General features: G+C 65.6%; 25 protein-coding genes and 1 pseudogene. 15 read left to right on the top strand and 11 right to left on the bottom strand.

All coding sequences use genetic code 11. The annotated features are described in order from the left end of the window. Positions 1 to 100: 100 nt before the first annotated feature. From pdxH to Q322_RS0102295, 3 genes are all read right to left on the bottom strand, one after another. Complete coding sequence (pdxH, locus tag Q322_RS0102305) at positions 101 to 745, bottom strand: pyridoxamine 5'-phosphate oxidase (RefSeq protein WP_029475545.1); 645 nt, start codon at positions 743 to 745, stop codon at positions 101 to 103. A gap of 84 nt (positions 746 to 829) precedes the next feature. Next, on the bottom strand, positions 830 to 1,711 hold the full coding sequence (locus tag Q322_RS0102300) for a DNA-formamidopyrimidine glycosylase (protein WP_029475543.1): 882 nt from the start codon (positions 1,709 to 1,711) through the stop codon (positions 830 to 832). Positions 1,712 to 1,769: 58 nt separating this feature from the next. Beyond that, the gene (locus Q322_RS0102295) at positions 1,770 to 2,072 is read right to left on the bottom strand and encodes a putative quinol monooxygenase (RefSeq protein ID WP_029475541.1); all 303 of its coding nucleotides are present in this window, start codon (positions 2,070 to 2,072) and stop codon (positions 1,770 to 1,772) included. 45 nt (positions 2,073 to 2,117) lie between these two features. Between Q322_RS0102295 and Q322_RS0102290 the strand changes: the two genes are divergently transcribed. Continuing rightward, positions 2,118 to 2,768, top strand: coding sequence for a pyroglutamyl-peptidase I (locus tag Q322_RS0102290; protein ID WP_029475539.1), 651 nt, complete (start codon positions 2,118 to 2,120; stop codon positions 2,766 to 2,768). Here Q322_RS0102290 and trpS read toward each other — a convergent pair. Beyond that, positions 2,759 to 3,769, bottom strand: coding sequence for a tryptophan--tRNA ligase (trpS, locus tag Q322_RS0102285; protein ID WP_029475537.1), 1,011 nt, complete (start codon positions 3,767 to 3,769; stop codon positions 2,759 to 2,761). The genes Q322_RS0102290 and trpS overlap by 10 nt on opposite strands. Positions 3,770 to 4,008: 239 nt before the next feature. On the opposite strand from trpS, the gene Q322_RS0102280 reads away from it, so the two are divergent. Then, a complete protein-coding gene (locus tag Q322_RS0102280; RefSeq protein ID WP_029475536.1) occupies positions 4,009 to 4,746 on the top strand; it encodes an SAM-dependent methyltransferase in 738 nt (245 codons plus the stop codon). 31 nt (positions 4,747 to 4,777) lie between these two features. Here the strand turns inward: Q322_RS0102280 and tdh are convergent, their stop codons facing one another. Then, positions 4,778 to 5,803 carry an L-threonine 3-dehydrogenase gene (gene tdh, locus Q322_RS0102275; protein WP_029475534.1) on the bottom strand — a complete coding sequence of 342 codons (1,026 nt, stop codon included), beginning with the start codon at positions 5,801 to 5,803 and terminating at the stop codon, positions 4,778 to 4,780. A 321-nt stretch (positions 5,804 to 6,124) separates the two neighbouring features. On the opposite strand from tdh, the gene Q322_RS24025 reads away from it, so the two are divergent. Both Q322_RS24025 and Q322_RS0102265 read left to right on the top strand, forming a co-directional pair. Then, the gene (locus Q322_RS24025; RefSeq protein WP_169739073.1) at positions 6,125 to 6,268 is read left to right on the top strand and encodes a hypothetical protein; all 144 of its coding nucleotides are present in this window, start codon (positions 6,125 to 6,127) and stop codon (positions 6,266 to 6,268) included. A gap of 63 nt (positions 6,269 to 6,331) precedes the next feature. After that, entirely contained in the window at positions 6,332 to 6,766 is a 435-nt protein-coding gene (locus Q322_RS0102265) for a hypothetical protein (protein WP_029475532.1), read from the top strand. A gap of 42 nt (positions 6,767 to 6,808) precedes the next feature. Here Q322_RS0102265 and mqnB read toward each other — a convergent pair whose 3' ends face one another. Next, positions 6,809 to 7,456 (bottom strand): futalosine hydrolase, encoded by a 648-nt coding sequence (gene mqnB, locus Q322_RS0102260; RefSeq protein ID WP_034417328.1) that lies wholly within the window; start codon positions 7,454 to 7,456, stop codon positions 6,809 to 6,811. A 72-nt stretch (positions 7,457 to 7,528) separates the two neighbouring features. On the opposite strand from mqnB, the gene Q322_RS0102255 reads away from it, so the two are divergent. The 4 genes from Q322_RS0102255 to lgt all read left to right on the top strand — a co-directional run bounded on the left by Q322_RS0102255 (position 7,529) and on the right by lgt (position 10,673). After that, on the top strand, positions 7,529 to 8,257 hold the full coding sequence (locus Q322_RS0102255; protein WP_029475528.1) for an SDR family oxidoreductase: 729 nt from the start codon (positions 7,529 to 7,531) through the stop codon (positions 8,255 to 8,257). A 217-nt stretch (positions 8,258 to 8,474) separates the two neighbouring features. Next, on the top strand, positions 8,475 to 8,729 hold the full coding sequence (locus Q322_RS0102250; RefSeq protein WP_029475527.1) for a twin-arginine translocase TatA/TatE family subunit: 255 nt from the start codon (positions 8,475 to 8,477) through the stop codon (positions 8,727 to 8,729). Between the two features lie 15 nt (positions 8,730 to 8,744). After that, positions 8,745 to 9,533 carry a twin-arginine translocase subunit TatC gene (gene tatC / locus Q322_RS0102245; protein ID WP_029475526.1) on the top strand — a complete coding sequence of 263 codons (789 nt, stop codon included), beginning with the start codon at positions 8,745 to 8,747 and terminating at the stop codon, positions 9,531 to 9,533. 192 nt (positions 9,534 to 9,725) lie between these two features. Then, complete coding sequence (gene lgt, locus Q322_RS0102240) at positions 9,726 to 10,673, top strand: prolipoprotein diacylglyceryl transferase (RefSeq protein WP_029475524.1); 948 nt, start codon at positions 9,726 to 9,728, stop codon at positions 10,671 to 10,673. A 62-nt stretch (positions 10,674 to 10,735) separates the two neighbouring features. Here the strand turns inward: lgt and Q322_RS0102235 are convergent, their stop codons facing one another. Beyond that, positions 10,736 to 11,575: a VOC family protein gene (locus Q322_RS0102235; RefSeq protein WP_029475522.1), complete on the bottom strand. Its 840-nt coding sequence runs from the start codon at positions 11,573 to 11,575 to the stop codon at positions 10,736 to 10,738. A gap of 74 nt (positions 11,576 to 11,649) precedes the next feature. Next, positions 11,650 to 12,588 (bottom strand): hydroxymethylbilane synthase, encoded by a 939-nt coding sequence (gene hemC, locus Q322_RS0102230; protein ID WP_029475520.1) that lies wholly within the window; start codon positions 12,586 to 12,588, stop codon positions 11,650 to 11,652. A 382-nt stretch (positions 12,589 to 12,970) separates the two neighbouring features. Here hemC and Q322_RS24365 point away from each other — a divergent pair, with 382 nt between their 5' ends. Continuing rightward, entirely contained in the window at positions 12,971 to 13,318 is a 348-nt protein-coding gene (locus Q322_RS24365) for a PaaI family thioesterase (protein ID WP_245593108.1), read from the top strand. Next, complete coding sequence (locus Q322_RS0102220) at positions 13,315 to 13,758, top strand: hotdog fold thioesterase (protein ID WP_051668032.1); 444 nt, start codon at positions 13,315 to 13,317, stop codon at positions 13,756 to 13,758. The genes Q322_RS24365 and Q322_RS0102220 overlap by 4 nt, the downstream gene beginning before the upstream one ends. A 183-nt stretch (positions 13,759 to 13,941) precedes the next feature. Here the strand turns inward: Q322_RS0102220 and Q322_RS0102215 are convergent, their stop codons facing one another. Beyond that, the gene (locus Q322_RS0102215; protein WP_034417326.1) at positions 13,942 to 15,240 is read right to left on the bottom strand and encodes an MFS transporter; all 1,299 of its coding nucleotides are present in this window, start codon (positions 15,238 to 15,240) and stop codon (positions 13,942 to 13,944) included. 299 nt (positions 15,241 to 15,539) lie between these two features. On the opposite strand from Q322_RS0102215, the gene Q322_RS0102210 reads away from it, so the two are divergent. Beyond that, positions 15,540 to 15,797, top strand: a complete 258-nt coding sequence (locus Q322_RS0102210) for a hypothetical protein (protein ID WP_029475514.1) — start codon at positions 15,540 to 15,542, stop codon at positions 15,795 to 15,797. An 82-nt stretch (positions 15,798 to 15,879) separates the two neighbouring features. Here the strand turns inward: Q322_RS0102210 and Q322_RS0102205 are convergent, their stop codons facing one another. Next, positions 15,880 to 16,359 carry a DUF420 domain-containing protein gene (locus Q322_RS0102205; protein ID WP_029475512.1) on the bottom strand — a complete coding sequence of 160 codons (480 nt, stop codon included), beginning with the start codon at positions 16,357 to 16,359 and terminating at the stop codon, positions 15,880 to 15,882. 274 nt (positions 16,360 to 16,633) lie between these two features. Between Q322_RS0102205 and Q322_RS0102200 the strand changes: the two genes are divergently transcribed. The 4 genes from Q322_RS0102200 to Q322_RS0102185 all read left to right on the top strand — a co-directional run bounded on the left by Q322_RS0102200 (position 16,634) and on the right by Q322_RS0102185 (position 22,536). After that, the gene (locus tag Q322_RS0102200) at positions 16,634 to 17,614 is read left to right on the top strand and encodes a COX15/CtaA family protein (RefSeq protein ID WP_029475510.1); all 981 of its coding nucleotides are present in this window, start codon (positions 16,634 to 16,636) and stop codon (positions 17,612 to 17,614) included. After that, the gene (locus tag Q322_RS0102195; protein ID WP_029475507.1) at positions 17,611 to 18,534 is read left to right on the top strand and encodes a heme o synthase; all 924 of its coding nucleotides are present in this window, start codon (positions 17,611 to 17,613) and stop codon (positions 18,532 to 18,534) included. The genes Q322_RS0102200 and Q322_RS0102195 overlap by 4 nt, the downstream gene beginning before the upstream one ends. A gap of 337 nt (positions 18,535 to 18,871) precedes the next feature. Further along, positions 18,872 to 20,086, top strand: a complete 1,215-nt coding sequence (coxB, locus tag Q322_RS0102190; RefSeq protein WP_084147738.1) for a cytochrome c oxidase subunit II — start codon at positions 18,872 to 18,874, stop codon at positions 20,084 to 20,086. Beyond that, positions 20,083 to 22,536 (top strand): cbb3-type cytochrome c oxidase subunit I, encoded by a 2,454-nt coding sequence (locus tag Q322_RS0102185; protein ID WP_029475503.1) that lies wholly within the window; start codon positions 20,083 to 20,085, stop codon positions 22,534 to 22,536. The genes coxB and Q322_RS0102185 overlap by 4 nt, the downstream gene beginning before the upstream one ends. A gap of 141 nt (positions 22,537 to 22,677) precedes the next feature. Here the strand turns inward: Q322_RS0102185 and Q322_RS24080 are convergent. Then, positions 22,678 to 22,861, bottom strand: a pseudogene (locus Q322_RS24080) (IS701-like element ISPlag1 family transposase); the annotation flags it as partial.

Raw genomic sequence — 22,861 nt, 5'->3', positions numbered from 1 at the left:
CTCGGACTTGCTGGAGTTGTGGCCGGCCTGTCCGGTGGCCCCCTCACGCCCGCCGCCTTCGCAGGGTCCCTCTTCCACCGGGGGAGAGGGGTCAACCGATTCAGGGCATCAGGCGTTCAATCTCCCAGCCCTCGCCATGCCGCACATATCGGAAGCGGTCATGCATGCGGTTGGGGCGGCCCTGCCAGAATTCCCATTCCTGCACAGTCACGCGGTAGCCGCCCCAGAAGTCCGGGCGGGGAACGGGCTGGCCCTCGGGGAAGCGCCCGTGCAGTGCGGCGAATTTGGCCTCCAGCGCCTCGCGGTTGGCAATCGGTGCGCTTTGCGGATCGCTGGCATGGGCGGCCAGTTGACTGTCGCGCGGGCGGACATGGAAATAGTCGTCGGCCTCGGCGTCCGGTACGCGCGTAATAAAGCCGTAAGCACGGACCTGCCGTTCCAGTTCGGCCCAGTAGAACAGCAGCTCAGCCTGCGGGTTGACGGCCAGATCGTGGCCTTTATGGGACTCGAAGTTGGTGTAAAAGGTCAGCCCGCGCTCGTCCGCGCCGCGCAGCAGCACCGTGCGGACGCTGGGCCGCCCCGAAGCGTCCGCCGTCGCCAGGGACAGGGCGTAGGGTTCGGGCAACTCGGCCCCCTGCGCCCCGGCAAACCAGTTTTGAAACTGCGTGAGCGGGTCTGGATTCAGGTCCACCCGCCGCAATGCGTCGCGGGTGTAGGAAATTCGCAGGGAAGTGAGATCGGTCATGGAGGCTCCTTGAGCGCCTTCGGCGCGTCAAACCGTCGAAAGTCTAAAAGTTTAACTGTGAGAGACAGTGCTCAACCAAGTCTTTCAGCGGTTCGACCGTTGGACGGTTTGACCTTTAAACCGCTCCCTGAGTACCTGACACTTCGGGCAAAAATGCGTTCCACGCTGCGCCAGCACAGTCTTCACGATGTCGGTGCCGCAGCGGGGGCAGGGCTGACCGCCCTTGCCGTAAACGTGATGCTCGTGCTGGAACAGCCCAGAAACGCCGTCGTGCTGGCGGTAGTTGCCCACGCCGCCCCCCAGGCTGCTGCCACCCGCCTCCACCGCCTTTTCCATAACCTCGCGGATGGCTGTGTACAGTTTCTTGCCCTCGCCAGGAGTCAGACGCGTCTGGGCCGGATGAATCTGGCCCTGCCACAGGCTTTCGTCGGCGTAGATGTTGCCCACACCGCTGACGGGCTTCTGGGACAGCAGCCACGGTTTGACTGCGCCAGCCTCGCGGGCCAACCGCACAAAGTCAGCCGCGTTGAAGTCTTCGGAAAGCGGCTCCGGCCCCATTGCGGCCAGGGTGGGCATGCCCGCGTATTCGCCGGGGCGCACCACGGCCATCTTGCCGAAGCGGCGCGGGTCATTGAAGAAGAGGTGCTGGCCGTCCCCCGTTTCATCTGATTCCAGGGTCAGGGTGACGCGAGTATGCTGTCCCGGCTCCAGCCGGAAGCCCCCGGTCATGCCCAGATGCACGATGAATTCCAGATCGTGCGCCCCACCTTCTGCCGCGTCCGCCGCCGCGAGTTGCAGCATCAGGTATTTGCCCCGCCGGGACAGCCCCTGCACCCGCCGCCCCACCGCCAGATGGGTGTCGCGGTACTTGTGCGGCGCGTCGTGCTCCACGCCTGCGATCACGCGCCCGCGCAGCAGCGGCTCGATCTTGCGGCGCGTGGTCTCGACTTCTGGCAGCTCTGGCATACCGGCCCAGCATAGCGGCGCGGCGGTGGGATGAAGGTAGCCGGGATTGGGGAGGAGTTCAGGCCACGTCTACCTCTTGCAGCAGCGTGACGACGGGCACTTCCTGAAACCACGCCCCGGCTTTGGCGCGGTAAGCCACGTAATGCGCCGAGTCGCGGTGGGCCTGCACGGCGTCCATGTCGCGGTAGCGCTCCTGAACGTGCAGGCGCACAGTTCCGCCGTCGTCGTGGCGCAACAGGTCATAGCGCAGGCAGCCCGGTTCCTGGCGGCTGCCCTGGACCATGACCTGCATCTCACTCAGCACGTCTTCAACGTGTTCGGGTTTGGGGGTGATGACGGCATGAACGGCAATGATGGTCATGGGAGCATTGTCTCTCAGAGGCAGCCAGCGCCTATCATCCTTGCCATGCGTACCCTGCTCCTGACCGGATTCGAGCCGTTCCACACGCACCCCGACAACCCTAGCGCGCGGGCGGCGGCGGCGCTGGACGGGCTGGAGGTGGGAGGAATGCAGGTCATCTCGGCGCTGCTGCCGGTGGAACCGCACTCGGCAGGCGCGGCGCTGGACGCGTTGCTGGAGCGGCATCAGCCCGGCGCGGTGCTGCTAACCGGGCTGGCGGCGGGGCGGCCACAGGTCACGCTGGAGCGCGTGGCGCTGAATGTTATGGATTTCAATATCCCTGATAACGCCGGAAACACTTACCGCGACGCGCCTGCCCACCCACACGCGGACGCGCCCCCGGCGTACCTGTCTACCCTGCCGCTCCGCGAGATGCTGAGTGCATGGCAGGCGGCGAGCATTCCCGGCCACATCAGCAACACGGCGGGGCTGTACGTCTGCAATTTCGTGATGTACCGCGCCCGCCACTGGCTGACCCAGAGAGGCGAGGGGGAGGTGCCATGCGGCTTTCTCCATCTGCCCGCCAACCCAGCCGTGGCCCTGGCCGTGCCGGAAGACCGCCCGCCCCTCCCCTATCTGCCGCAGGAGGAAATCACGCGGGCGGTGCGGGTGGCGGCGGAGGTTCTGGGAAAAGAAATTGCGCCCGTTCAGAAGTAATCCAACCCCATCGCCTCACGCACAGCTTGCATGGTTCCGGCCGCCACCTCGCGCCCTCTGCCTGTGCCCAGGCGCACCGCCTCCAGCACGCTGTCCATGTCGCGGGCGAATTCGGCGCGGCGCGTGCGGATGGGGGCCAGCGTCACCTCCAGCACATCGAGCAGGTGTCGCTTGACCTTCACGTCACCCAGACCGCCCCGGCGGTAATGGTCCTTCATGGCTTCCAGGCCTGCATGATCGCTGTCGAAGGCGTCCAGGTACGCGAAGACCGGGTTGCCCTCCACCCGTCCGGGGTCCTCGGCGCGCAGGTGCCCCGGATCGGTATACATGCCGCGCACCTTGCGGGCCACCGTATCGGCGCTGTCGGAGAGGAAGATGGCGTTGTTCAGAGACTTGCTCATCTTGCCGCCGCCGTCCAGACCGGGGAGGCGGGCGGCCTGCCCCACCAGCGCCTGCGGCTCCACCAGCACCGGGGCGTACAGATGGTTGAACCGGCGCACGATCTCGCGGGTCTGCTCGATCATCGGCAGTTGATCCTCGCCCACCGGGACCAGATGCGCGCCGAAGGCGGTGATATCGGCGGCCTGCGACACCGGGTAGACGAAGAATCCGGCGGGGACCGACTCGCCGTACCCCTTCTGCGCGATCTCAGTCTTGACGGTGGGGTTTTGGCGCAGGTGCGAGACCGTGACCAGATTCAGGTAAAAGACGGTCAGTTCGGCAATCTCGGGCAGTTGCGACTGGATCACGAAGGTGGAAAGGGCAGGGTCCAGCCCCACGGCCAGGTAATCCAGCGCCACCTCCATCACGTTGTCCCGGACCTTCTGCGGGTTTTCAAAGTTGTCGGTCAGTGCCTGCACGTCGGCCAGCAGCACGAACGTTTCGTAGTCGTGTTGCAGGGCCACGCGGTTGCGGAGCGATCCGGCCAGATGGCCGATATGCAGCGGGCCGGTGGGGCGGTCCCCGGTGAGAATGCGTTTTCTGGGTGTCTGTGTGGTCATGGCTGGGTCCTCCGGGGAGTTGAGAGGGCAAAAAAAGCCGCGCCGGGAAGTTCTCCGGGCGCGGCCTGTCGGTTCGACGGCACAAAAGGAAAGGTCACCCGGTCAACTGCCGGGCCACCATGCCTGAGTCTGTGCCTGCTGGAGATTCATGGGTGCAGGATAGCGCGTGGGCGGAGTGAGGGTGTCTTAGGCCAGATGGCGGATGTTCAGCCGGACAGGCACTGGCTACTGTCTTCCTTATGGATTTTCTGGAATTCTTTGCCGTCGTGGAGCAGGACCGCGACATCCTCAATCCGATCAGCGCCAGGAAGCTGGAACGGGTGGCGGGCTACGCGGGGCTGCGTGACGGCCTGAGCGTGCTGGATCTGGGCAGCGGCAAGGCGGCCATGCTGCGGCAGTGGGCCGCCCGGTGGGCCATCCGGGGGACGGGACTGGAACTCAACCCCGCTTTCGTGCGGGAGGCCAGGGCGCTCGCGCAGGCTGAGGGCATGGCGGACCGCCTGCACCTGTGGGAAGGCCGGGTGCTGGACTTCACGCCCGAGCCGGACGGCTACGACGTGGTGAGCTGCCTGGGCGCGCCGTTCGTGATCGGAAGCTTCGCGCAGGCGGTGGCGTGGATGCGTGAACGTCTGAAGCCTGGCGGGAGCCTGGTCATCGGGGACACCTACCTGCGAAAACCCGCCCCGCCAGATGACCTGGAGCGCTGGGGCTGCGCCGGGCAACCCACACTGGAAGAACGCTGCGCTGAACTTCAGGCGGCGGGGCTGACCCTGACCGGCCTCGCAGTTGCCAGCACCGACGACTGGGACCACTACACCGGCCTGATGTGGAGCGGGGTGGCGCGCTGGGCGGGCACGACGCCACACCACCCACACCGTGCCGAAATCCTGGAAAAGGTTGAAGAAGGCCGCAGGCAGTATCTGGGCGGCCAGCGCGAGCATCTGGGCTGGGCGGTGCTGGTGGCACGGGCGAATTGACTTGACTGGCGCTCAGCCTCCCCCTCAAAAGTCACCACTCCAGAATGACCTTGCCGCTCTGGCCGCCCAGCATCGCATCGAAACCCTGCTGGAAGTCGTCAATGCCGAAATGGTGGGTGATGATCGGGGTCAGGTCCAGGCCAGACTGGATTAAAGCCACCATCTTGTACCAAGTCTCGAACATCTCGCGGCCATAGATGCCCTGGATGGTCAGCATCTTGAAGATCACGCTGTCCCAGTTGATGTCTACCCGGCCAGTGGGAATGCCTAGCAGGGCGATCTTGCCGCCGTGGTTCATGGTAGAGACCATCTGCGCTAAGGCCGCGCCAGAACCGCTCATCTCCATCCCGACGTCGAAGCCCTCGGTCATGTGCAGTTCAGCCTGGGCAACTGTCCACAGGTTCTCGCGGGCCACATTGACGGCGCAGGTCACGCCCATCTGACGGGCCAGATCCAGGCGGTACTCGTTGACATCGGTGATGACCACGTTGCGCGCCCCAACATGCTTGGCGACGGCGGCGGCCATCACGCCAATCGGCCCCGCCCCGGTGATCAGCACGTCCTCCCCCACCAGACCAAATTTCAGGGCGGTGTGAACCGCGTTGCCGAAGGGATCGAAGATGGCGGCCAGATCGTCGGAGATGTCGTCGGGCAGTTTAAAGGCGTTGAAGGCGGGCAACACCAGATACTCGGCAAACGATCCGGGACGCTGGACGCCCACGCCCTGGGTGTTGCGGCACAGGTGGCGGCGGCCCGCGCGGCAGTTGCGGCAGTGTCCGCAGGTGATGTGGCCCTCGCCGCTCACGCGGTCGCCGATGGAAAACCCGCGTACCTCGGCCCCCATTCCGGCCACCACGCCCACGTATTCGTGGCCCACCACCATTGGCGTGAGCACCGTGCGCCGCGCCCAGTCGTCCCAGGTGTAGATATGCACGTCGGTGCCGCAGATGCTGCTCTTTTTGACGCGGATCAGCAGATCGTTGGGACCGGGCCGGGGCACCTCGGTCTGGGTCAGCCAGATGCCGGGTTCGGGTTTGAGTTTGCTCAGGGCGCGCATGGTGGTGGGAATGGCAGGGGCAGGAGCAGAGGTCACGCAGGCCGTTCTACTCTTGCCAGAGTCGCTGCGCCGTGACCCCGTTCACCTGGACTGGACACCTGGAGCATCTGTCCGAATGACAGCATGGGGACAAGAGACTCCCGACGCTTCCATCCTCTCCTGCGGAGCTGTGCCAGTCCCACATACTCGGCACAATTCACTCACCTCGTTCGGTCAAAAGTGAACGGCTCTTTTGACAAATGCCCTGGACCATTCTGCCTCAACACTCCGCCAAGCCAGGCCCGCTGACACCTGCCCCGCCGCGTGTCGTACCCTGACCGTATGATCAAATACCGCAAGCAAAATCCCCTGGAACCCGAGAAGGACTCCGAGATCGTGTTGAATGTGACGCCGCTGCTGTTTTTTGTGGTGGGCTACCTGGCCGTGCGGGCGCTGATCCGCACGGTCCGCAGCTCCCAGGACTGAAGGCTGTGGGGACAGTGCGCGGGCCTGGCCCTCTGTATGCGGCCAATCCGCTAGGCTAGGCACATGACCGATGCCAGTACCCCTCAACAGTTCAAGAGCGCCGCCAGCAACCGTTTCGTCGTCCCCGGCTGGACCAATCTGGTCGAGGGCATGCCCGACAGCGTGGAAGTTCAGCTCGATCTGGATCAGGCCGACACCGGACGCCAACAGGCCAGCCTGCTGGTCGAGTACTGGGCCACCAATGCCGATATGACCCTGCAAAGCATCCTGCCGGTGCGGGCCTTTACCACCACCCCGGAAGGCTGGTGCGTGTTCGTGCCCGCGCAGGGCCGGGTGCTGGTGCGCGCCGTCGATCCGCAGCCCACGCCCCCGGTGCTGGTTAGCCACTGGATCAACATCGATCCTGCCACGCCCGCCGGGACCACCGTGAACGTGAAGGTCAACTTTCCCGGCGACGTGGCCAATACGACCAGCAGCAAGCTGTCGCTGAACAGCTAGGCGCGGACGCAGTCAGCCTCTGCCCCGCTAACCTCTGTCCTGCTAGCCGCTGCCCTGCTCCTCCCAGACCCTCAGCGCCGCTGCCACGCCCCGCCGGCCAGCGGCCAGCGCCTGTGGGATCTGCCAGGAGGCCCGGTCACGCAGGCCAACCGCGTTGCTGACGCCGCGCACCTCCAGCACCGGCACCCCGGCCAGCAGCGCGGCGTGGGCCACGCCCGCACCCTCCATCCCCTCGGTGAGCGCGCCGGGAAAGCGGCGTTCCAGGGCGGCGGCAGCCTCGGCGCGGCCCGTCACGCTGCTCAGGGTCAGCATCGGCCCCAGGCGTGCGCCGGTGCGCCGCGCGACTTCCGGCGCTTCCTTCCACGCGCAGAAGCGTCCGGCGTGATGTGAGTTTGGGAGAATGGAGAGTCCGAGTTCATCGAAATCCAGAAACTGCTCGCCGTCCCACGCCCCCAGGTCCGCCTGAACGATCTCGGACGAGAGGGCCAGGGCACCGGGCAACAGGCCAGATGAGGGGTACGCGCCGCCAATGCCCGCGCTGATGACCAGTCCAGCCTGTTGCTCTGCCAGCGCCCGCGCCGTCGCCAGGGCGGCGGCCACGGCACCCACCCCCGAAACGATCACGCGGGCCTTGAGTTCCAGCAGGCGCTCGGCCTCGGCGTGGGTGGCGACGACGATCAGGGGGGGCATGGGAGACAGAGTAAGGGTTGATGGGGACGCCACCGCCCCTCCCGCAACCCGCGCCGGGTGTAGCCTGCCCGCATGACGTTGTTTCGGCTGGAAGGCAAACGTGCCCTGGTGACGGGCGGCAGCAAGGGCATTGGGCTGGCGGCAGCGCACGACCTGATCCGACTGGGCGCGCGGGTCACCGTGGCCGCGCGCGATGAACAGACCCTGAGGACGGCGGCGGACGCCATCGGGGCGCGCTGGGTGGTGGCGGATGTCAGCACCGCCCGGGGGGTGGCGGCAGCCGTGGAAGCTGCGGGCGAGACCGATATTCTGGTCAGCAATGCGGGCGGGCCGCCGCCAGCGAAACCCAGCGAGGTGGGCGAGGAGGCGTGGCAGGCCGGGTACGACACTACTTTCCTCAGCACCGTGCGGCTGGCGAACGCTGTGCTGGCAGGGATGCGCGGGCGCAAGTGGGGCCGGATCATCGCCGTCACCAGCCTGACGGTGGGGCGGCCCTCACCCACGCTGCCGGTCAGCAACGCCATGCGCGCCGCTGTGACCAATTACCTGCGGACGCTGGCGCTGGAGGTGGGAAGTGACGGCGTAACGTGCAACACGGTCGCGCCCGGTTACACTGCTACGGACCGGCTGAAGGCGCTCAACCGCACTCCCGCCGACGCCGAGAAATTAACCGCCCGCATTCCCGCCCGCCGTTTCGGGCAGCCCGGCGAGGTGGCGGCGGCGATTGCCTTTCTGGCCACGAATGAGGCCGCCTACATGACCGGGCAGGAGCTGCTGGTGGACGGCGGCTGGAGCATCTGAATCCCGCCGCACTCCACGCAGATTGCACGTTAACTGTCACTTGCCCGGCGGCCATTAAGGTTTAATGGGCAATCCACCCCGCGTTCCGCCGCATATCCACTTGACAGAGGCGAGGGCCGCCACCACCGTCCGCCCGAATGTTCCCCGCCTCATTATCCCCTTCAACCGCAAGTCACGCCCGGCCCCACCCGGCCTGGCACGCAAAGGAGCACTACTCATGGGTCCCCTTGAAATCATTCTGATCGTCGTCGTGATCGCCCTGGTCTTCGGAGCCAGCAAACTGCCGCAACTAGGCAAGGGTCTGGGCCAGGGCATCAAAGAATTCAAGCGCGAGACGGGCAAGACCGACGCCGACACCACCGAAGTGGTCACGCCCGTCACCGACGTGTCCTCGCGGCAGATCGATCCCGTGACTGGCGCGCCGATGCCCACCGAACGCGAACGCGAGAACGCGGGCAACCGCCGCGCGTAAGGGACAGGTCACGCCATGTCCCCCAAGACCGTTCCCGGCACGGATTTAAAGAGCGCTCCGCTGTTCGATCACTTGGACGAACTTCGCAAGCGGCTGGTCTTCAGCGTGATCTTTCTGGTCATCGGCATGTCGGTGGCGTTCATCTACCGCGTGCAACTGATCGACTGGGTCAAGGGACCGCTCCAGTATTCACAGCTCTACGTTGACGGCAAGGTGCAGGTCGTGACCTACACCCTGACCGAGCCGCTGCTGCTCAGCCTGAACCTGGCGTTCTGGGCGGGGCTGGGTCTGGCGCTGCCGTTCATTCTGGGACAGGTCTGGGGCTTCATCTCGCCGGGGCTGTACGCCAACGAGCGGCGCTGGGCCATTCCGTTCATCGTCGGGGCGGGGCTGTCGTTTCTGGGGGGCGCGGCCTTCGGGTACAAACTGGTGCTGCCCACGATGGTGCCGTTTCTGGTGGGTTTTCTGGCCGGGGCCGTCACCCCTATTCTGGGGCTGGGAACGTATATCGGTACGGTCACCACGTTCCTCGTCGCGTTCGGGCTGGCCTTCGAGATGCCGATCCTGTCGATCATCCTGACCCGGATTGGCATCGTGAACCATGTCTTGCTCCGCAAAGGCTGGCGCTTTGCGCTGGTGGGCATCATGATCGCCGCCGCCGTCATCACGCCCACGCCGGACCCCACCAACATGATGCTGGTGGCCGTGCCGCTGTACGTGCTGTACGAGCTGAGCGTGCTGCTCTCGCGCGCCTTCCGCCTGCCCCCGCCCGAAGAGGAAGAGTCGCCCGCACTGGGTCTATAGTGCTGGGTCTATAACGCTGAATCTGTAATGCTGGGCCTGTAGCTGCGCCCCAGAAGACTCCTCACCCTGCCCTCTCCCCACGGAGAGGGCTTTTTTACGCTTTCAGCACAGGCGGGCCAGTGACCCTGCTGGGGGCGTGCGCCGCAGTAGGGCATTTCTCACCGTGTAAAAGGCTTAAACTAGCGCCGACTTATGAATCCAGTATTTCTCCAAATCGGTAGCTTCACCATCGCCTGGTACGGCGTGCTGATCACGCTGGGCATCGTGGCGGGCGCGTGGCTCGGCACCCGCATGGCCCGCCAGCGCGGCCTGAACGTCAACCTCTTCAGCGACATGATCCTGTGGATGATCATCTGGGGACTGGTCGGCGCACGCCTGGTCTTTGTGCTGACCTCCTGGGGCCAGTTTTCCGGCACGCCCTTTCCGCGCGTGCTGCTGGACATCATCAACCTGCGGGCCGGGGGCATCTCCATCCACGGCGGCCTGATCGGCGGCATTCTGGTGCTGATCTACTACACCCGGCGCTACAAGCTCAATTTCTACCAGTACGCGGACCTGTGCGTGCCGGGGGTGGCCTTTGGGATCATCGGCGGACGGCTGGGCAACATCATGAACGGCACCGACACGGTGGGGCGCGTCACCGGCTGGCCCATCGGCTTCCGCTGGCCCGACAGCGCGCGGGCCTTTCATAACGGCATGTGCCAGCCCAATCCCAACCCGAATATGGACCTCTCGCAGTACTGTCAGGAGATCGGCGGGCAACTGGTGATGACCGCCCCGGTGCATTTCGCCCAGCTTTACGGCGTGATCATCGGCATCATCCTGAGCGCCGCCGCCTACTTCTGGCTGCGCTCGTACAAGCCGGGCTGGGCCTTCTGGCAATTCTGGCTGTGGTACAGCATTCTGCGCGCCGGATGGGAAGAAACCTTCCGCCTCAACCCCCTGACCTTCAACACTTATCTCAGCCAGGGGCTGGACAAGTCCGGCATCGGCCTGCTCACCGACACACAGGTCATCAGCATTCCGCTGATCATCGTGAGCATCATCATGCTGATCCGCATCCGCCAGCAGCCCGACACGCCGCTGCCCGTGGAGACGCGGGTGGAGTCGCCCGCAGGCGGACAGACGCAGACGCGCTAGAGCAAACAAAGGAGAGAGGAGAGGGCGGCCCCACACGCATGGGCCGCCCTTCTCTTTTGTCTTCAGGGCGCGACGAACTCGAAGACATGCCCTTCCGGGTCACGCACGGCCAGCCCCACTTCATCCCGCACGGACGGCAGATCGGCGGCCCCCACCAGTTCCGCCACCGCGTCCACATCGGCGTAGAAGCGCACCAGGGCGTGATCGCCGCCCAGCATATCGGCCAGGCCCACCTGCGGGTCCCAGGCGTACAGCCAGCGGCGCGGCGTGCCGTTGCCGTCCGGCTCTCCATGCGGCCCCAGCGTGAACTGGGCGAAGTCGCGGTCCTCCTGTTCCTTGGCCAGGGCAAAACCGTAGGCGCGGGGCAGGCGCTCCTTCATGGCGGCGTAGTTGCCGAAGGCCAGCGCCACCTCGCGCAGGCCCATGACGGGCAGGGCGTGGGCGGGGCGCTGGACAGGTGTGGGCAGAAAGTGCGGCTGGCGCGCGTCGGCCCGGTCCACGCCGCGCAGTTCCAGGCCATGCCCGAAGGGATCGAAGAAGTACAGCGTCCGGTCCGGGCGGTCCTCTGTACCCAGGTTGATCTCCTCCCAGGTCAGGCCGTGCGCGTCCAGCAGTTCCTTGCTCGGCTCCAGATCGTCCAGCAGGATCTGCCAGGCGTAGTGGACGTGAGAGGCTCCACGCGGTTTCAGCGGGGCCAGCCGCTCATCGTTGGCCTGCCGCGTAATCGGTTGCCACAAGGTCAGCGTCTGGTGCGGGTTGACCGCAAATTCGGCCACGCCCGCCGCCTCGTCGTGGCGCACGAGGTTCAGGCCCAGCACCTGCGAGTAAAAGCGCACGCCGCGCGCCAGATGGTTGACTTCCAGCGTCAGGCCCGCGAGGTCAAGAATGGGAGAGGGGGACATGTCCGCATTTGAGCGCGGGCGAACCCCTCCAGCGGTTGTGCTGGGTTGAGCGGTTCTTCAGGCAATCCACTTGCTCAGGCGATCTGGGCGTGCGCCGCGTCCACCAGTGCCTGCGCACCCTGCCCCAGCGTATCGGCGGCCAGTTCTGCGCCCAGGTCCGCACATTCGGCCACGTCGCCGCTGGTGGTGGCCCGCAGGACCTGCGAACCGTCCAGCGCAGCCACCCAGCCTTCCAGCGTCAGAACGCCGCCCTTGACCGTGGCGTGCGCGCCCACCGGGGCCATGCAGCCCGCGCCCAGCCCGGCCAGGAATTCGCGCTCGGCGGTGATGCGGTCATCGGTGGTGTGGTCATGGATGGCGTAGGCGACTTCCACGGTCAGGTCGTCGTCGGCGCGGGTTTCCAGGGCCAGCGCGCCCTGACCGGGGGCCGGCAGCATGATGTCCTGCTCAATAAATTCGTCGATCCGGTGGCGCATCTCGGCCCGGATCAGTCCGGCGGCGGCCAGGATGATGGCGTCGTACTCGTCGCCCGCCAGCGCGGCCATCCGGGTGTCGATGTTGCCGCGCAGGCCCACGATCTGGAGGTCCGGGCGGAACGCCTTCAAAAAGGCCTTGCGGCGGACGCTGCTGGTGCCCACCCGCGCCCCCTGCGGCAGGTCCGCCAGGCGCTTCATGCCCTCCTTACCGATCAGCACGTCGCGGGCGTCCACCCGCTTGGGAATGGAGGCCACCTCCAGCTCCTCAGGCTGAGCGGTGGGCAGGTCCTTGAGGGAATGCACCGCGATATCGATGCGCCCCGCGAGCAGGGCGTCCTCGATCTCCTTGATCCAGAAGCCCTTGTCCCCCTGCTGGGCCATCGAGATCAGGCTGGCCCGGTTGCGGTCCCCCTTGGTACTAATGGTTTGAATCCGGAAATCCGTCTCGGGCCATTCTTCCTTGAGCCGGGCCACCACCCAGTGGGTCTGTGCCAGCGCCAGCGTGCTGCCGCGCGTTCCTACCGTCACCGTCCGCATAACCTGGGCAGTATAGAGGCTGGGGGCCGCAACCGCCTACGTGTTTTGTCCTTTATGCATGAGGCCGGGGCCAACACGCGCTCAGGCGCGGGGCAGCCCCGGCTCCCCCCCGACTGGCTATGATGCCCGTCATGTCCAGCACCACGGTAACTGACGCGCCTCTGACTGAGGACCGCACGATATCCCCCGGCCCAGCGCCGCGCACCCGCAGCTACACCTGGCAGGACCCGCTGATCGGCGCGGGGGCTGTCCCTGGCCTGAGTGGGCTGGACTACCTGCGCGGCATGGCGCGCGGTGAGTTTCCGCCCCCGCCCATCGGGCAGACGCTGGGCTTCACGATTGGCAGCGAGGAGGACGTGCAAAAGGGGCAGGCACCTTCCGCATGCGCCCCAAAGAATTCCATTACAACCCCATCGGCAGCGTGCACGGCGGCGTCTACGCCACGCTGCTGGACTCGGCGCTGGGCTGCGCCATTCACACCATGCTGCCCGCCGGGGTGGGCTACACCACCCTGGATCTGGCCGTCAAATACCTGCGCCCGCTGCGCCTGAGCATGGGCGAGGTCCGCGCAGTGGCCACTGTTATTAGCGTGTCGCGGCAGGTGGCCACTGCCACGGCGCAGATTGTGGACGGCGCGGGCAAGGTCTACGCCACCGCCACCACCACCTGTCTGGTGATGCGGCCCTCTGGAACCTCTCAATCCGGACCATCCCAGGAGCAGCGGCCATGACCGATCCGCAGGCCCCCTCCAATTTTATCCTCGAACAGCTCGGCGGTCAGCGTGGGCTGGTGGAACATCTGGGCATCACCTTCCGCGAGGCCAGCGGCGGGCGGGTGGTGGCGCAGATGCCGGTGGAGCGGCGGGTGCATCAGCCCTTCGGCATCCTGCACGGCGGCGCGAGTGTGGTGCTGGCCGAGAGTGTCGCCAGCACGGGCGCGTACCTGAGCGTGCGCGAGCGCGGGATGCTGGCGGTGGGGCTGGAGATCAATGCCAACCACCTGCGGAGCGTGGTGTCCGGGACGGTCACGGCCACCGGCACCCCTATCTTTCAGGGGCGCACCACCGAGGTCTGGGGCATCGAGATCGTGGACGAGCGCGGCAAGGTGGTCTGCATCTCACGCTGCACGCTGGCGATTATTCCGGTGCCAGATGGTGGCAGGTCAGGCTGACCCGGAGTGGAGACAGCTCCGTTCTGTTGTCACTTTCAGCCCGCGCAGTGGAACTGCCACCTTCGCAGTGCCCCTCTCCCACAGGGGGCGAGGCATTCTCTCCAAACGTCGTGGTTTCCAGACACCGTGCCGCAGGCGGGCGGCATCAGTGCTCTGTCCCCGGATGACAGGCGCAGCGTCCGGCTAGGGCTTGAGGGCCATCACGCCCGGATCGGGCAGGTCATCGGGCAGGTCGTCCTCCACGTCATCCAGATTCATGGCGCGCAGCTCGGGGGCCAGGTACGCGGTCATGCCCACCACGATCAAGGTGACGATGCCGCCCAGCCACACGCTGCGGGCCGTTCCCAGCAGACTGGCCGCCACGCCGCTCTCGAAGGCCCCCAGCTCGTTGCTCGCGCCGATGAACATGCCGCTGACCGCATTCACCCGTCCGCGCATGTGGTCCGGCGCTTTGAGTTGCAGCGTGGCGCTGCGGATCACCATGCTGATGCCGTCGAACAGGCCGGTGGCGATCAGCGCGGCCACGCTCAGGTAAAAGTTTTGAGATAACCCGAAAACGATGATCGACACGCCGAAACCCGCCACGGTGATCAGCAGCGTGCGGCCCGCGCCCCTGCCGGGCGGATGCCGGGTGGCGTACAGCATGACCACCAAGGCTCCCATGCTGGGGGCGGCCACCAGCACGCTCAGGCCAAGCGGCCCCACCCGCAAAATATCGGAGGCGAAGATGGGCAGCAGGGCCACCGCGCCGCCGAACAGCACGCTGAACAGGTCCAGCGCCATGCTGCCCACCAGCACCTGCCGCCCCACCACAAAGGCCAGCCCCGCCTTGACGCTCTGCCAGATCGGCTCGCCGGGGGTGAAGCGCGGTGTGGGCTTGGGTTTCACGTAGGCCACGCACCCCAGCGACACCAGCAGCAGCGCGCAGGCCATGCCGTAGGCCGCCCCCGCTCCCGCCGAGGCGTACAACACCCCGCCCAGCGCCGGACCCGTGATCGACGCCGCCTGCCCCGCGCTGGAGCGCCACGCCGAGGCCCGCAGCAGCAGCTCGCGCGGCACCACCTGCGCCTGAAAGGCGGGCAATGCCGGATCGGAAAAGCCGCGCGCCACCCCCAGCGTGAAGATCAGCGCCAGAATCGGCCAGATGCCGCTGACCGCAGCATGCGGCGCGTACAGCGTGAACAGCAGCGCGCAAACCACCTCTGCGCTGATGGTGAACAGCAGGATGCGGCGGCGGTCATTGCGGTCCGCCACCACGCCGCCGAACAGCGCCAGGCTGAGGGCCGGAATAGCCTCTACCAGCCCCAGAACGCCCAGCGTCAGCGGGTTCTGGGTGATCTGGTAGAGCTGATAGGCCACCGTCAGGGCCACGGCGCGGCTGGCCAGCGTGCTGGTCACGGCGGCCAGCAGCATGGCGCGGAACTCGGGCAGGCGCAGCACGTCCCGGCTGGCGGTGGCGTGCGGTTCGGGCGTGAGGCTCACGCGCGCAGTGTAGGCCCGCGTGGGCGTGACTTCTGCGGTGACACGGGGAGACTATGGCTTGCTGGTGTTCCGGGTTCGCTGCGACGATTCAATCCCTCGGTTCGCTGCGCCGCCAGCTCCTTTCAAAGCGAGCCAAGGAGCGCCGAAGCCTGTTCGGTCTAGCGATCTCCCTGTTTCCCGTTCAGGGGGAGGGTGCCGCGCTGGAGCGGGGAAATCACACTCTGGGGGCCAAGCTGGAGAGCGACGAACACCCCAGCCCCGGAACATTCTTTTCTGCCCCCATCCCGTATTCTGGAGGGATGCTGATTCTCGAAGGGACATATGTGGTGCAGCCGAACAAGAAGCTGGCGATCTACGCCGAGGGCAAGGAATTGCCCAAGGGGACGCTGGAGAGTGATATTGAAGCCCTGCAAAAAACCTGCCAGGGCAAGGGCCGCTGCGACGTGCAGGTCAACACCCAGCACGGCATCATGCGCGGCACATTGATCGAGAAAAAGCCCTACAAGTTCAGCGGCTGGCACTTCGAGGGACATCTGGCCTTCCCGCCCAAAGCCTGATCAACCGGCAAGAGGCAGCGCCGCGCCATCCCGGATCAAGCGGAGATGGCGCGGCGCTTTTGGCGGTACTCACGCGTGAAAACTAACCCGTGACCACCTCGCCCCAGCGGCCCAGCACCAGATAGATGATCCAGCCGGTCACGGCCACGTACAGCCACACCGGCACGGTCCAGCGCACCCAGGCGCGGTGGCGGTTGAAGAACGGGCGGGCGGCGGGGGCCTCAATGTTGTCCAGATTCCCGGCGCGCTTCAGGCCGTTCCAGGCATTCCACAGCGCCACCAGCGCCAGCGGCAGATTGGCGGCGGCCAGGATGATGTGGCTGATCAGCAACGTGTAATACGCGGGCCGCCACGCCTGCGGGCCGCTGAAGACCTTCTCGTAGCCCAAGCCCAGGCGGGTCAGGTACAGCACCAGAAACACCGTTGCCAGAGCGCTGGCCGTGAGCATGGCGCGCATGTGCCACACGCGCCTGCCCGTGCGAATAAAGTACACGCCCGTACACAGGGCGATCCCGCTCAGAACGATCATGATGACCGCCCACTCGTTGATGATTGGTGCCATATCGCCCCGCAGTCTAGGGCTGGGGTGGGGGGCGATATGACCCGCACAGGACCGTGACCCGGCAGACCCGAAGCCGGAGGACGGAGGGGAGGCACGGGAGGACACGCCTGCGCGAAAGCTGCCCCCTGGACCGTCCAAGTTTTCGCTTCTCCGTTGCCCACCGGGGGACAATCCGCCGCCGGGGGAGGCGAGTAGAATGCGTGTGTCATTCGCCGCCCGGCTTCTGACAGCCCTCTGTGTGGCGGGGGCCGGGCGGCAAGGGAAAGGTGAGAAGTTGAGCAGAACACTGACAGCCCCGCGCGCAGTGCCAGGGGTGTGGTTGTCCCGGCTGGCCTGGGGAGCGCTGGCCTACAACGTGCTGGTGATCCTGTGGGGCGCGGTGGTGCGGCTGACCGGAGCGGGTGCCGGGTGCGGGGACCACTGGCCGCTGTGCAACGGCGTGGCGGTGCCGCAGGACCCCACGCTGCACACCATCATCGAATTCAGCCACCGCCTGACCAGTGGAGCGAGTGGGCTGCTGGCAATTGCGCTGGTGGCCCTGGCGTATCTGGTCACGCGCCCCGGCCACCCGGCCCGTTTCGGCGCAGTCCTCAGCCTGGGCCTGATCATTCTGGAAGGACTGGTGGGCGGCGCTCAGGTGCTGCTGGGTCTGACCGCGCAGAGCACCGATCCGGCGCGCGGTTTTGTTCAGGGGATTCACCTCGCCAACACCTTTTTGCTGCTGGGCGCGCTGCTGCTCACGGCGCTGTGGGCCTCTGGCGGTCCCCGCCTGCGCCTGCGTGGGCAGGGGCTGGCCGGACTCTGGAGCTACACCGGCCTGGGCCTAGTGCTGGTGCTGGGCATGGCAGGCGCAGTGACGGCGCTGGGCGACCTGCTGTTCCTGCCTGCCGACGGCACGCCCATCGACACGGTGCGGCGCGACTTCGCGGCCAGTGCCTCTCTGATCGAGAACCTGCGGATCGTCCACCCCATGCTGGCGGTGCTGACGGCGGCCTTTCTGGTGTGGCTGGGCCTGTTCCTGCGCCGTGAGCGGCCCTCGGCAGAGGTCACCCGCTGGAGCCTGTACTTGTGGGGTGTGCTGGGCTTGCAGATGGTGGCCGGATTCGCCAACGTGGCGCTGAAGGCCCCGGCCTGGATGCAGCTCACGCACCTGCTGCTGGCCTGCGCGCTGTGGCTGGCGGCGGTGATGCTGACTTACCGCGCGCTGACGGCGCTGCGGGCCTCGCGGCCAGCGCCTGCCGGGGTGGCCGCATGACCACCACCAGAATGACCGGCACGGCGGCGCGGGCGGGCTGGCGCGATTACCTGTCGCTGACCAAGCCCAAGGTGATCTCGCTGCTGCTGTGGACCACCATCACAGCCATGTTCATGGCGGCGCGTGGCTGGCCGGGGCTATGGCTGCTCGTGGTGGTGGGGGTGGCCGGGTTCATGTCCGCCGGGTCTGCGGGCGTGTTCAACATGATCATTGACCGCGACATCGATCTCAAGATGGCCCGCACCGCCAGGCGGCCCACCAGCAGCGGCCTGATCAGCTCGCGCGATGCGGCCATCTTCGGGACCACCTTGCAGGTGCTGTCGTTCATCATGCTGTGGGTCTGGGGTTCGCCGCTGGCCGCCTGGATGAGCCTGGCGGGCTTCGTGACCTACGTGGTCATCTACACCATGCTGCTCAAGCGCCGCACCTGGCACAACATCGTGCTGGGCGGGGCCGCCGGGTGTTTCCCACCGCTGGTGGGCTGGGCCGCCGTCACAGGTGACCTCAACCTGTTCGCGTGGTTTCTGTTCGCCATCATCTTCTTCTGGACCCCGGTGCATTTCTGGGCGCTGGCGCTGATGATCAAAGACGAGTACCGCGAGGTGGGCATTCCCATGCTGCCGGTGGTCCACGGCGACAAGTTGACGGTGGCGCAGATCGGCCTGTACGCCATCTACACCGTGGTGCTGTCGCTGATGCCGGTGCTGCTGCATGAGGTCGGCGTGGTTTACTTCATCAGCGCGGCGGCGCTGGGCGTGTGGCTGCTCGTTCTCTCGTGGCGGCTGTACAAACACGTCTTCGCGGACCACAAGATCGAGCGCAAGGTGGCCGTGCCGCTGTACCTGTACTCGATGCTGTACCTGGCCATCCTGTTTGTGATGGCTGCGGTGGACCGGATGGTCTTCGCGGCTCTGGGTTGACGGCAGCGACGCCAAAGCGAGCTGGGCTTCTCACGCCGGGAAAAGGACACTTGCCCACCCCCGCGTCTGCTCTGATAGCACCACGGCTGACCGTTCGGTAGGATGTGAAAGGGAAAGGGGCAGGGGCGCGGCGACGAGGGCCGCGCAATCTGCCGCGTGAGACTCTAGATTGTGGCTAAACTGCCAGGGCATGAGAAAGGAGCGGAAGTTGAATACCATGAACCGTAAAGGCGGCCAGAATCTGGGGGGCCATGTTCAGGGGGGCGAGTCTCAAAGGCCACCACCACGGCGCACCGGAAGGCTGCGGCGTACGATCACCACTGCCGCCGCCGCCAGCATGGGCGCGGCGCTGCTCAGCGGGTGCGGCTCGCGGCAGCTTCTCTCGATAGGCGATCTGTCTTCGGGGTACAACCGCGAAGTCGCCTTTATGAGCATCTTCGCCGTCGCTCTGTCGATCATCATCTTTGTGGGCGTGTCCTACGCGCTGTTCTTCACGGTCAACAAATTCCGCGAGGACAAGCACAGCGACGCCCCGGCGCAGTTCCACGGCAACAACCGCCTGGAAGTGGTGCTGGTGGTGGTGCCGGTGATCATCGTGATGTTCCTGGCGATCCTGACCGTTCGCAGCATGGCGATCCTGAACCCCACGCCCGCCGAGGCCACCAAGATTGACGTGCTGGGCCGCCAGTTCTGGTGGAACTTCTCGTACCCCGAGACCAAGGCGGACGCGGGCGGCAACGTCACCAACGGCAACGAGATCATCATGCCGACCAAGCAGCAGGTGGCGCTGACCATCACCAGCGGCGACGTGATCCACGGCTTCTGGGCACCCAACATCGGCGGGCAGCGCGCGGCCATGCCCGCCACCCTCAAGACCTGGAACGTGGACACGGACCGCACGGGTGTGTATCAGGGCAACTGCTCGCAACTGTGCGGCGGCAGCCACGCCAACATGCGCTACAAGGTCATCGCGCTGGACCAAGAGCGTTACGACACTTTCCTGGCGGCGGCCAAAGCGTACCGCGCCCCCGAACCCGCCGCAGACAGCGCCGAGGCGCGCGGCTACGCCATCTTCCTGAAGGGCAAGCCCGCCACCGGGGCGCTGGCCTGCGCCGCCTGCCACCGCGTCCAGGGTACGCCCGCTGCGGGCGCGGCTGGCCCGGACCTGAGCTTCTTCGGCACCCGCCGCACGCTGGGCGCGGGCAAGTGGGAATTCATGGAAGAGGGCCACTGGGAAACGCCACGGGCCAGGGAGATCTTGCACGAGTGGCTCAAGCACAGCCCGAAAGTCAAGCCCGGCAGCCTGATGCCCACCTACGACGGCAGCGAGTACCTGGCCAACGGCAAGACGGTTAAGGGCGGCGTGCTGACCGACGCTGAACTGGACGATGTGGCCGCCTACCTGCGCAGCCTGAAACTGCCCGAAGAGGCCGATTACTGGAACGATACGCCCGTCTACGGTTCATCGGACGCGGCTGACAAAACGCCGTCTCAAACCGCCGCAGTTCCCAAGACACCGGCTTCTAGTTCCGCACCGGGAGGCAATCAGTGACCATTCAGGCTCCGCAGCAGATTCCCAGTCACGCGCCCTCAGCCCGGCCCAGCGCGTGGGAAATTCTCAAAGACTACATGATGACCACCGATCACAAAAAGATCGGCACGCTGTACATCCTGACCAGCCTGATCGGCTTCGCCATCGCGGGTTTCCTGGCCGTGGCCATCCGCATTCAACTGGCGGTGCCGGACAACACCTTTTTAATCGGCAACACCTACAACCAGGTGCTGACCCTGCACGCCGCGCTGATGATCTTCTTCTTTTTAATCCCGATTGGCCTGTTTGGGTTCGGGAACTGGTTCCTGCCGCTGCAACTCGGCGTGCGCGACGTGGCGCTGCCGCGTATCAACACCTTTGCGGTGTGGCTGTTCATCTTCTCGCTGATTCTGGTGATCACCGGCCTCGCCAACGGCGGCGCGCCCGGCGTCGGCTGGACCTTTTACTACCCCCTGAGCGTGGACGCCAACCAGACCGGCGTGGCCGTGCTGATGGTGGCCCTGATCCTCAACGGCATCGCCTCGCTGCTGGGCAGTGCCAACTTCGCCGCCACGATTGTCAACATGCGCGCCCCCGGCATGAGCCTGTGGAAGATGCCCATTTTCGTGTGGAGCATCTTCGCCACCTCGATCCTCCAGCTCATCTCGCTGGGCGGCCTGACGGCGGCGGCGCTGGTCACGTTCCTGGAACTCAAGCTGGGCCTGAGCATGTTCAATCCCGGCATCGGCGGCGTGCCGGTGATGTTCCAGCAGTTCTTCTGGTTCTACTCGCACCCCGCCGTGTACGTGATGCTGCTGCCGTACCTGGGCATCGGGGCGGAAGTCGCCTCCACCATGGCCCGCAAGCCGCTGTTCGGTTACCGCGTGATGGTCTATTCGCTGCTGGGTATCGTGCTGGTGTCCCTGCTGGTGTGGGTCCACCACATGTTCGCCGTGGGCCTGCCCGAGTCATGGCAGATCGCCTTCATGATCGCCACGCTGATCGTAGCCGTTCCCACCGGCGTCAAGATCTTTAACCTGATTGGCACGCTGTATGGCGGACGCATCATCATGAAGACGCCCACCTACTGGCTGGTGGGGTTCATCTTCAACTTCCTGATCGGCGGCATTACCGGCGTGGCGCTGGGCATGATTCCCTTTGACTACCAGGTCACCATGTCCTATTTCGTGGTGGCGCACTTCCACAACGTGATGATGTTCGGCACGGCGTTCCTGGCGATGGCTGGGCTGTACTACTGGTGGCCCAAGATGACCGGGCGCTTCATGGACGAGAAACTGGGCATGTGGCACTTCTGGCTGTTCATGGTGGGGTCGTGGATGACCTTTTTGCCGCAGTACATCCTGGGTCTGCTGGGCATGCCGCGCCGCTACTACACCTACCCTGCGGGCAACTTCGCGTGGTCCGAGCTGAACTTCATCTCCACGCTGGGCGCGCTGACCCTGCTGGCAGGGGGAGCGGTGTGGTGGTGGAACATCTACATCACCGCCAAAAAGCCCGTCACGGCCTCCAACAACCCCTGGGGCGGTTTTACGCTGGAATGGACCTCCTCCAGCCCGCCCGCCGCCTATAACTTCGCCCATGAGTTTCCCACCACCTTCCCCACCGAGCGTCCGCTGTACGACTGGGAGAAGAACGGCGATACCCTGACCCCGGTGGACCCCAAGACCATCCACCTGCCGCAGGACAGCATCTGGCCCTTCGTGACCGCCGTGGGCATGCTGCTGATGGGCTATGGCCTGAGCTTCGGCTGGTTCACCAACTACACCCCGGCGGGCGGCCTGAATGCCACGTCCGGCCATGTGTTTGCCAGCCTGGTGCTGTACCTCAGCATTCCGGTGTTCCTGTGGGGCCTGTTCAAGTGGGCCGGAACGCGCGAATACGCCGTGCCCGTGGCGCATCACCACCTGACCAAGTACGACAACGGTTTCATGGGCATGGCGTGGTTCATCATCTCCGAAATTGGCCTGTTTGGCGTGCTGATCGCCGGGTACGTGTACCTGCGCGTCAGCGGCCACGCCGATCCGCCCGCCCTGCGCCCCAACGTGTGGCTGGCCGCGCTGAACACCCTGATCCTGGTGTCTTCCTCGTTCGTGCTGCACCGTGCCGAGCAGGACAACCACCACGGCAAGCTGACGCGCTTCCGCCTGGGCCTGTTCATCACCCTGCTGCTGGGCATGGCCTTTATGCTGTTCCAGGTCTACGAGTTCTCGCTGTTCGGCGCGGAGAGTGACTGGAAACAGAACCTGTGGCAAGCGTGCTTCTTCATCATCGTCGGGTTGCACGGCCTGCACATCCTGATCGGCGGCATCGGCGTGGCCCTGCCGTACTACCAGGCCATGACCGGCAAAATGGACAAGTACAACCACGGTTCGATCACGCCCGCCAGCATGTACTGGCACCTGGTGGACGTGGTGTGGCTGTTGATCGTGGCGATCTTCTACGCCTGGTAGACGGACCGTAGAAAGTTTGGAAAAGAGGAGATGGGAACGGCAGAGATGCGTTCCCACCTTCCTCTTTCTGGGCCTGTTTTAACGACTGGTCCACAGCCCCGGTTATGCTGATGGCAGATGACCTCTCTTACATCTTAGGGCTTACGCGAAACTCAGAGATGGGTTTTTGAGCTGCTGGCGCATGTAGTCATCAAGAAGACCGAATTTTAGCGCGTATATCGTTTTCTTCGCCTCTTTGGCCTGCTGGTTCAATCGAATCCAGACCAGCATGGCAGTGCCGATGTGATTGCGTTGAGATCGCCCCAGACGGCATTGACAGTCTTCG

Origin of the sequence: Deinococcus frigens DSM 12807 (assembly GCF_000701425.1) — a bacterium.
Classification (GTDB): Bacteria; Deinococcota; Deinococci; order Deinococcales; family Deinococcaceae; genus Deinococcus; species Deinococcus frigens.
This window is presented reverse-complemented; position numbering and strand designations above follow the sequence as displayed.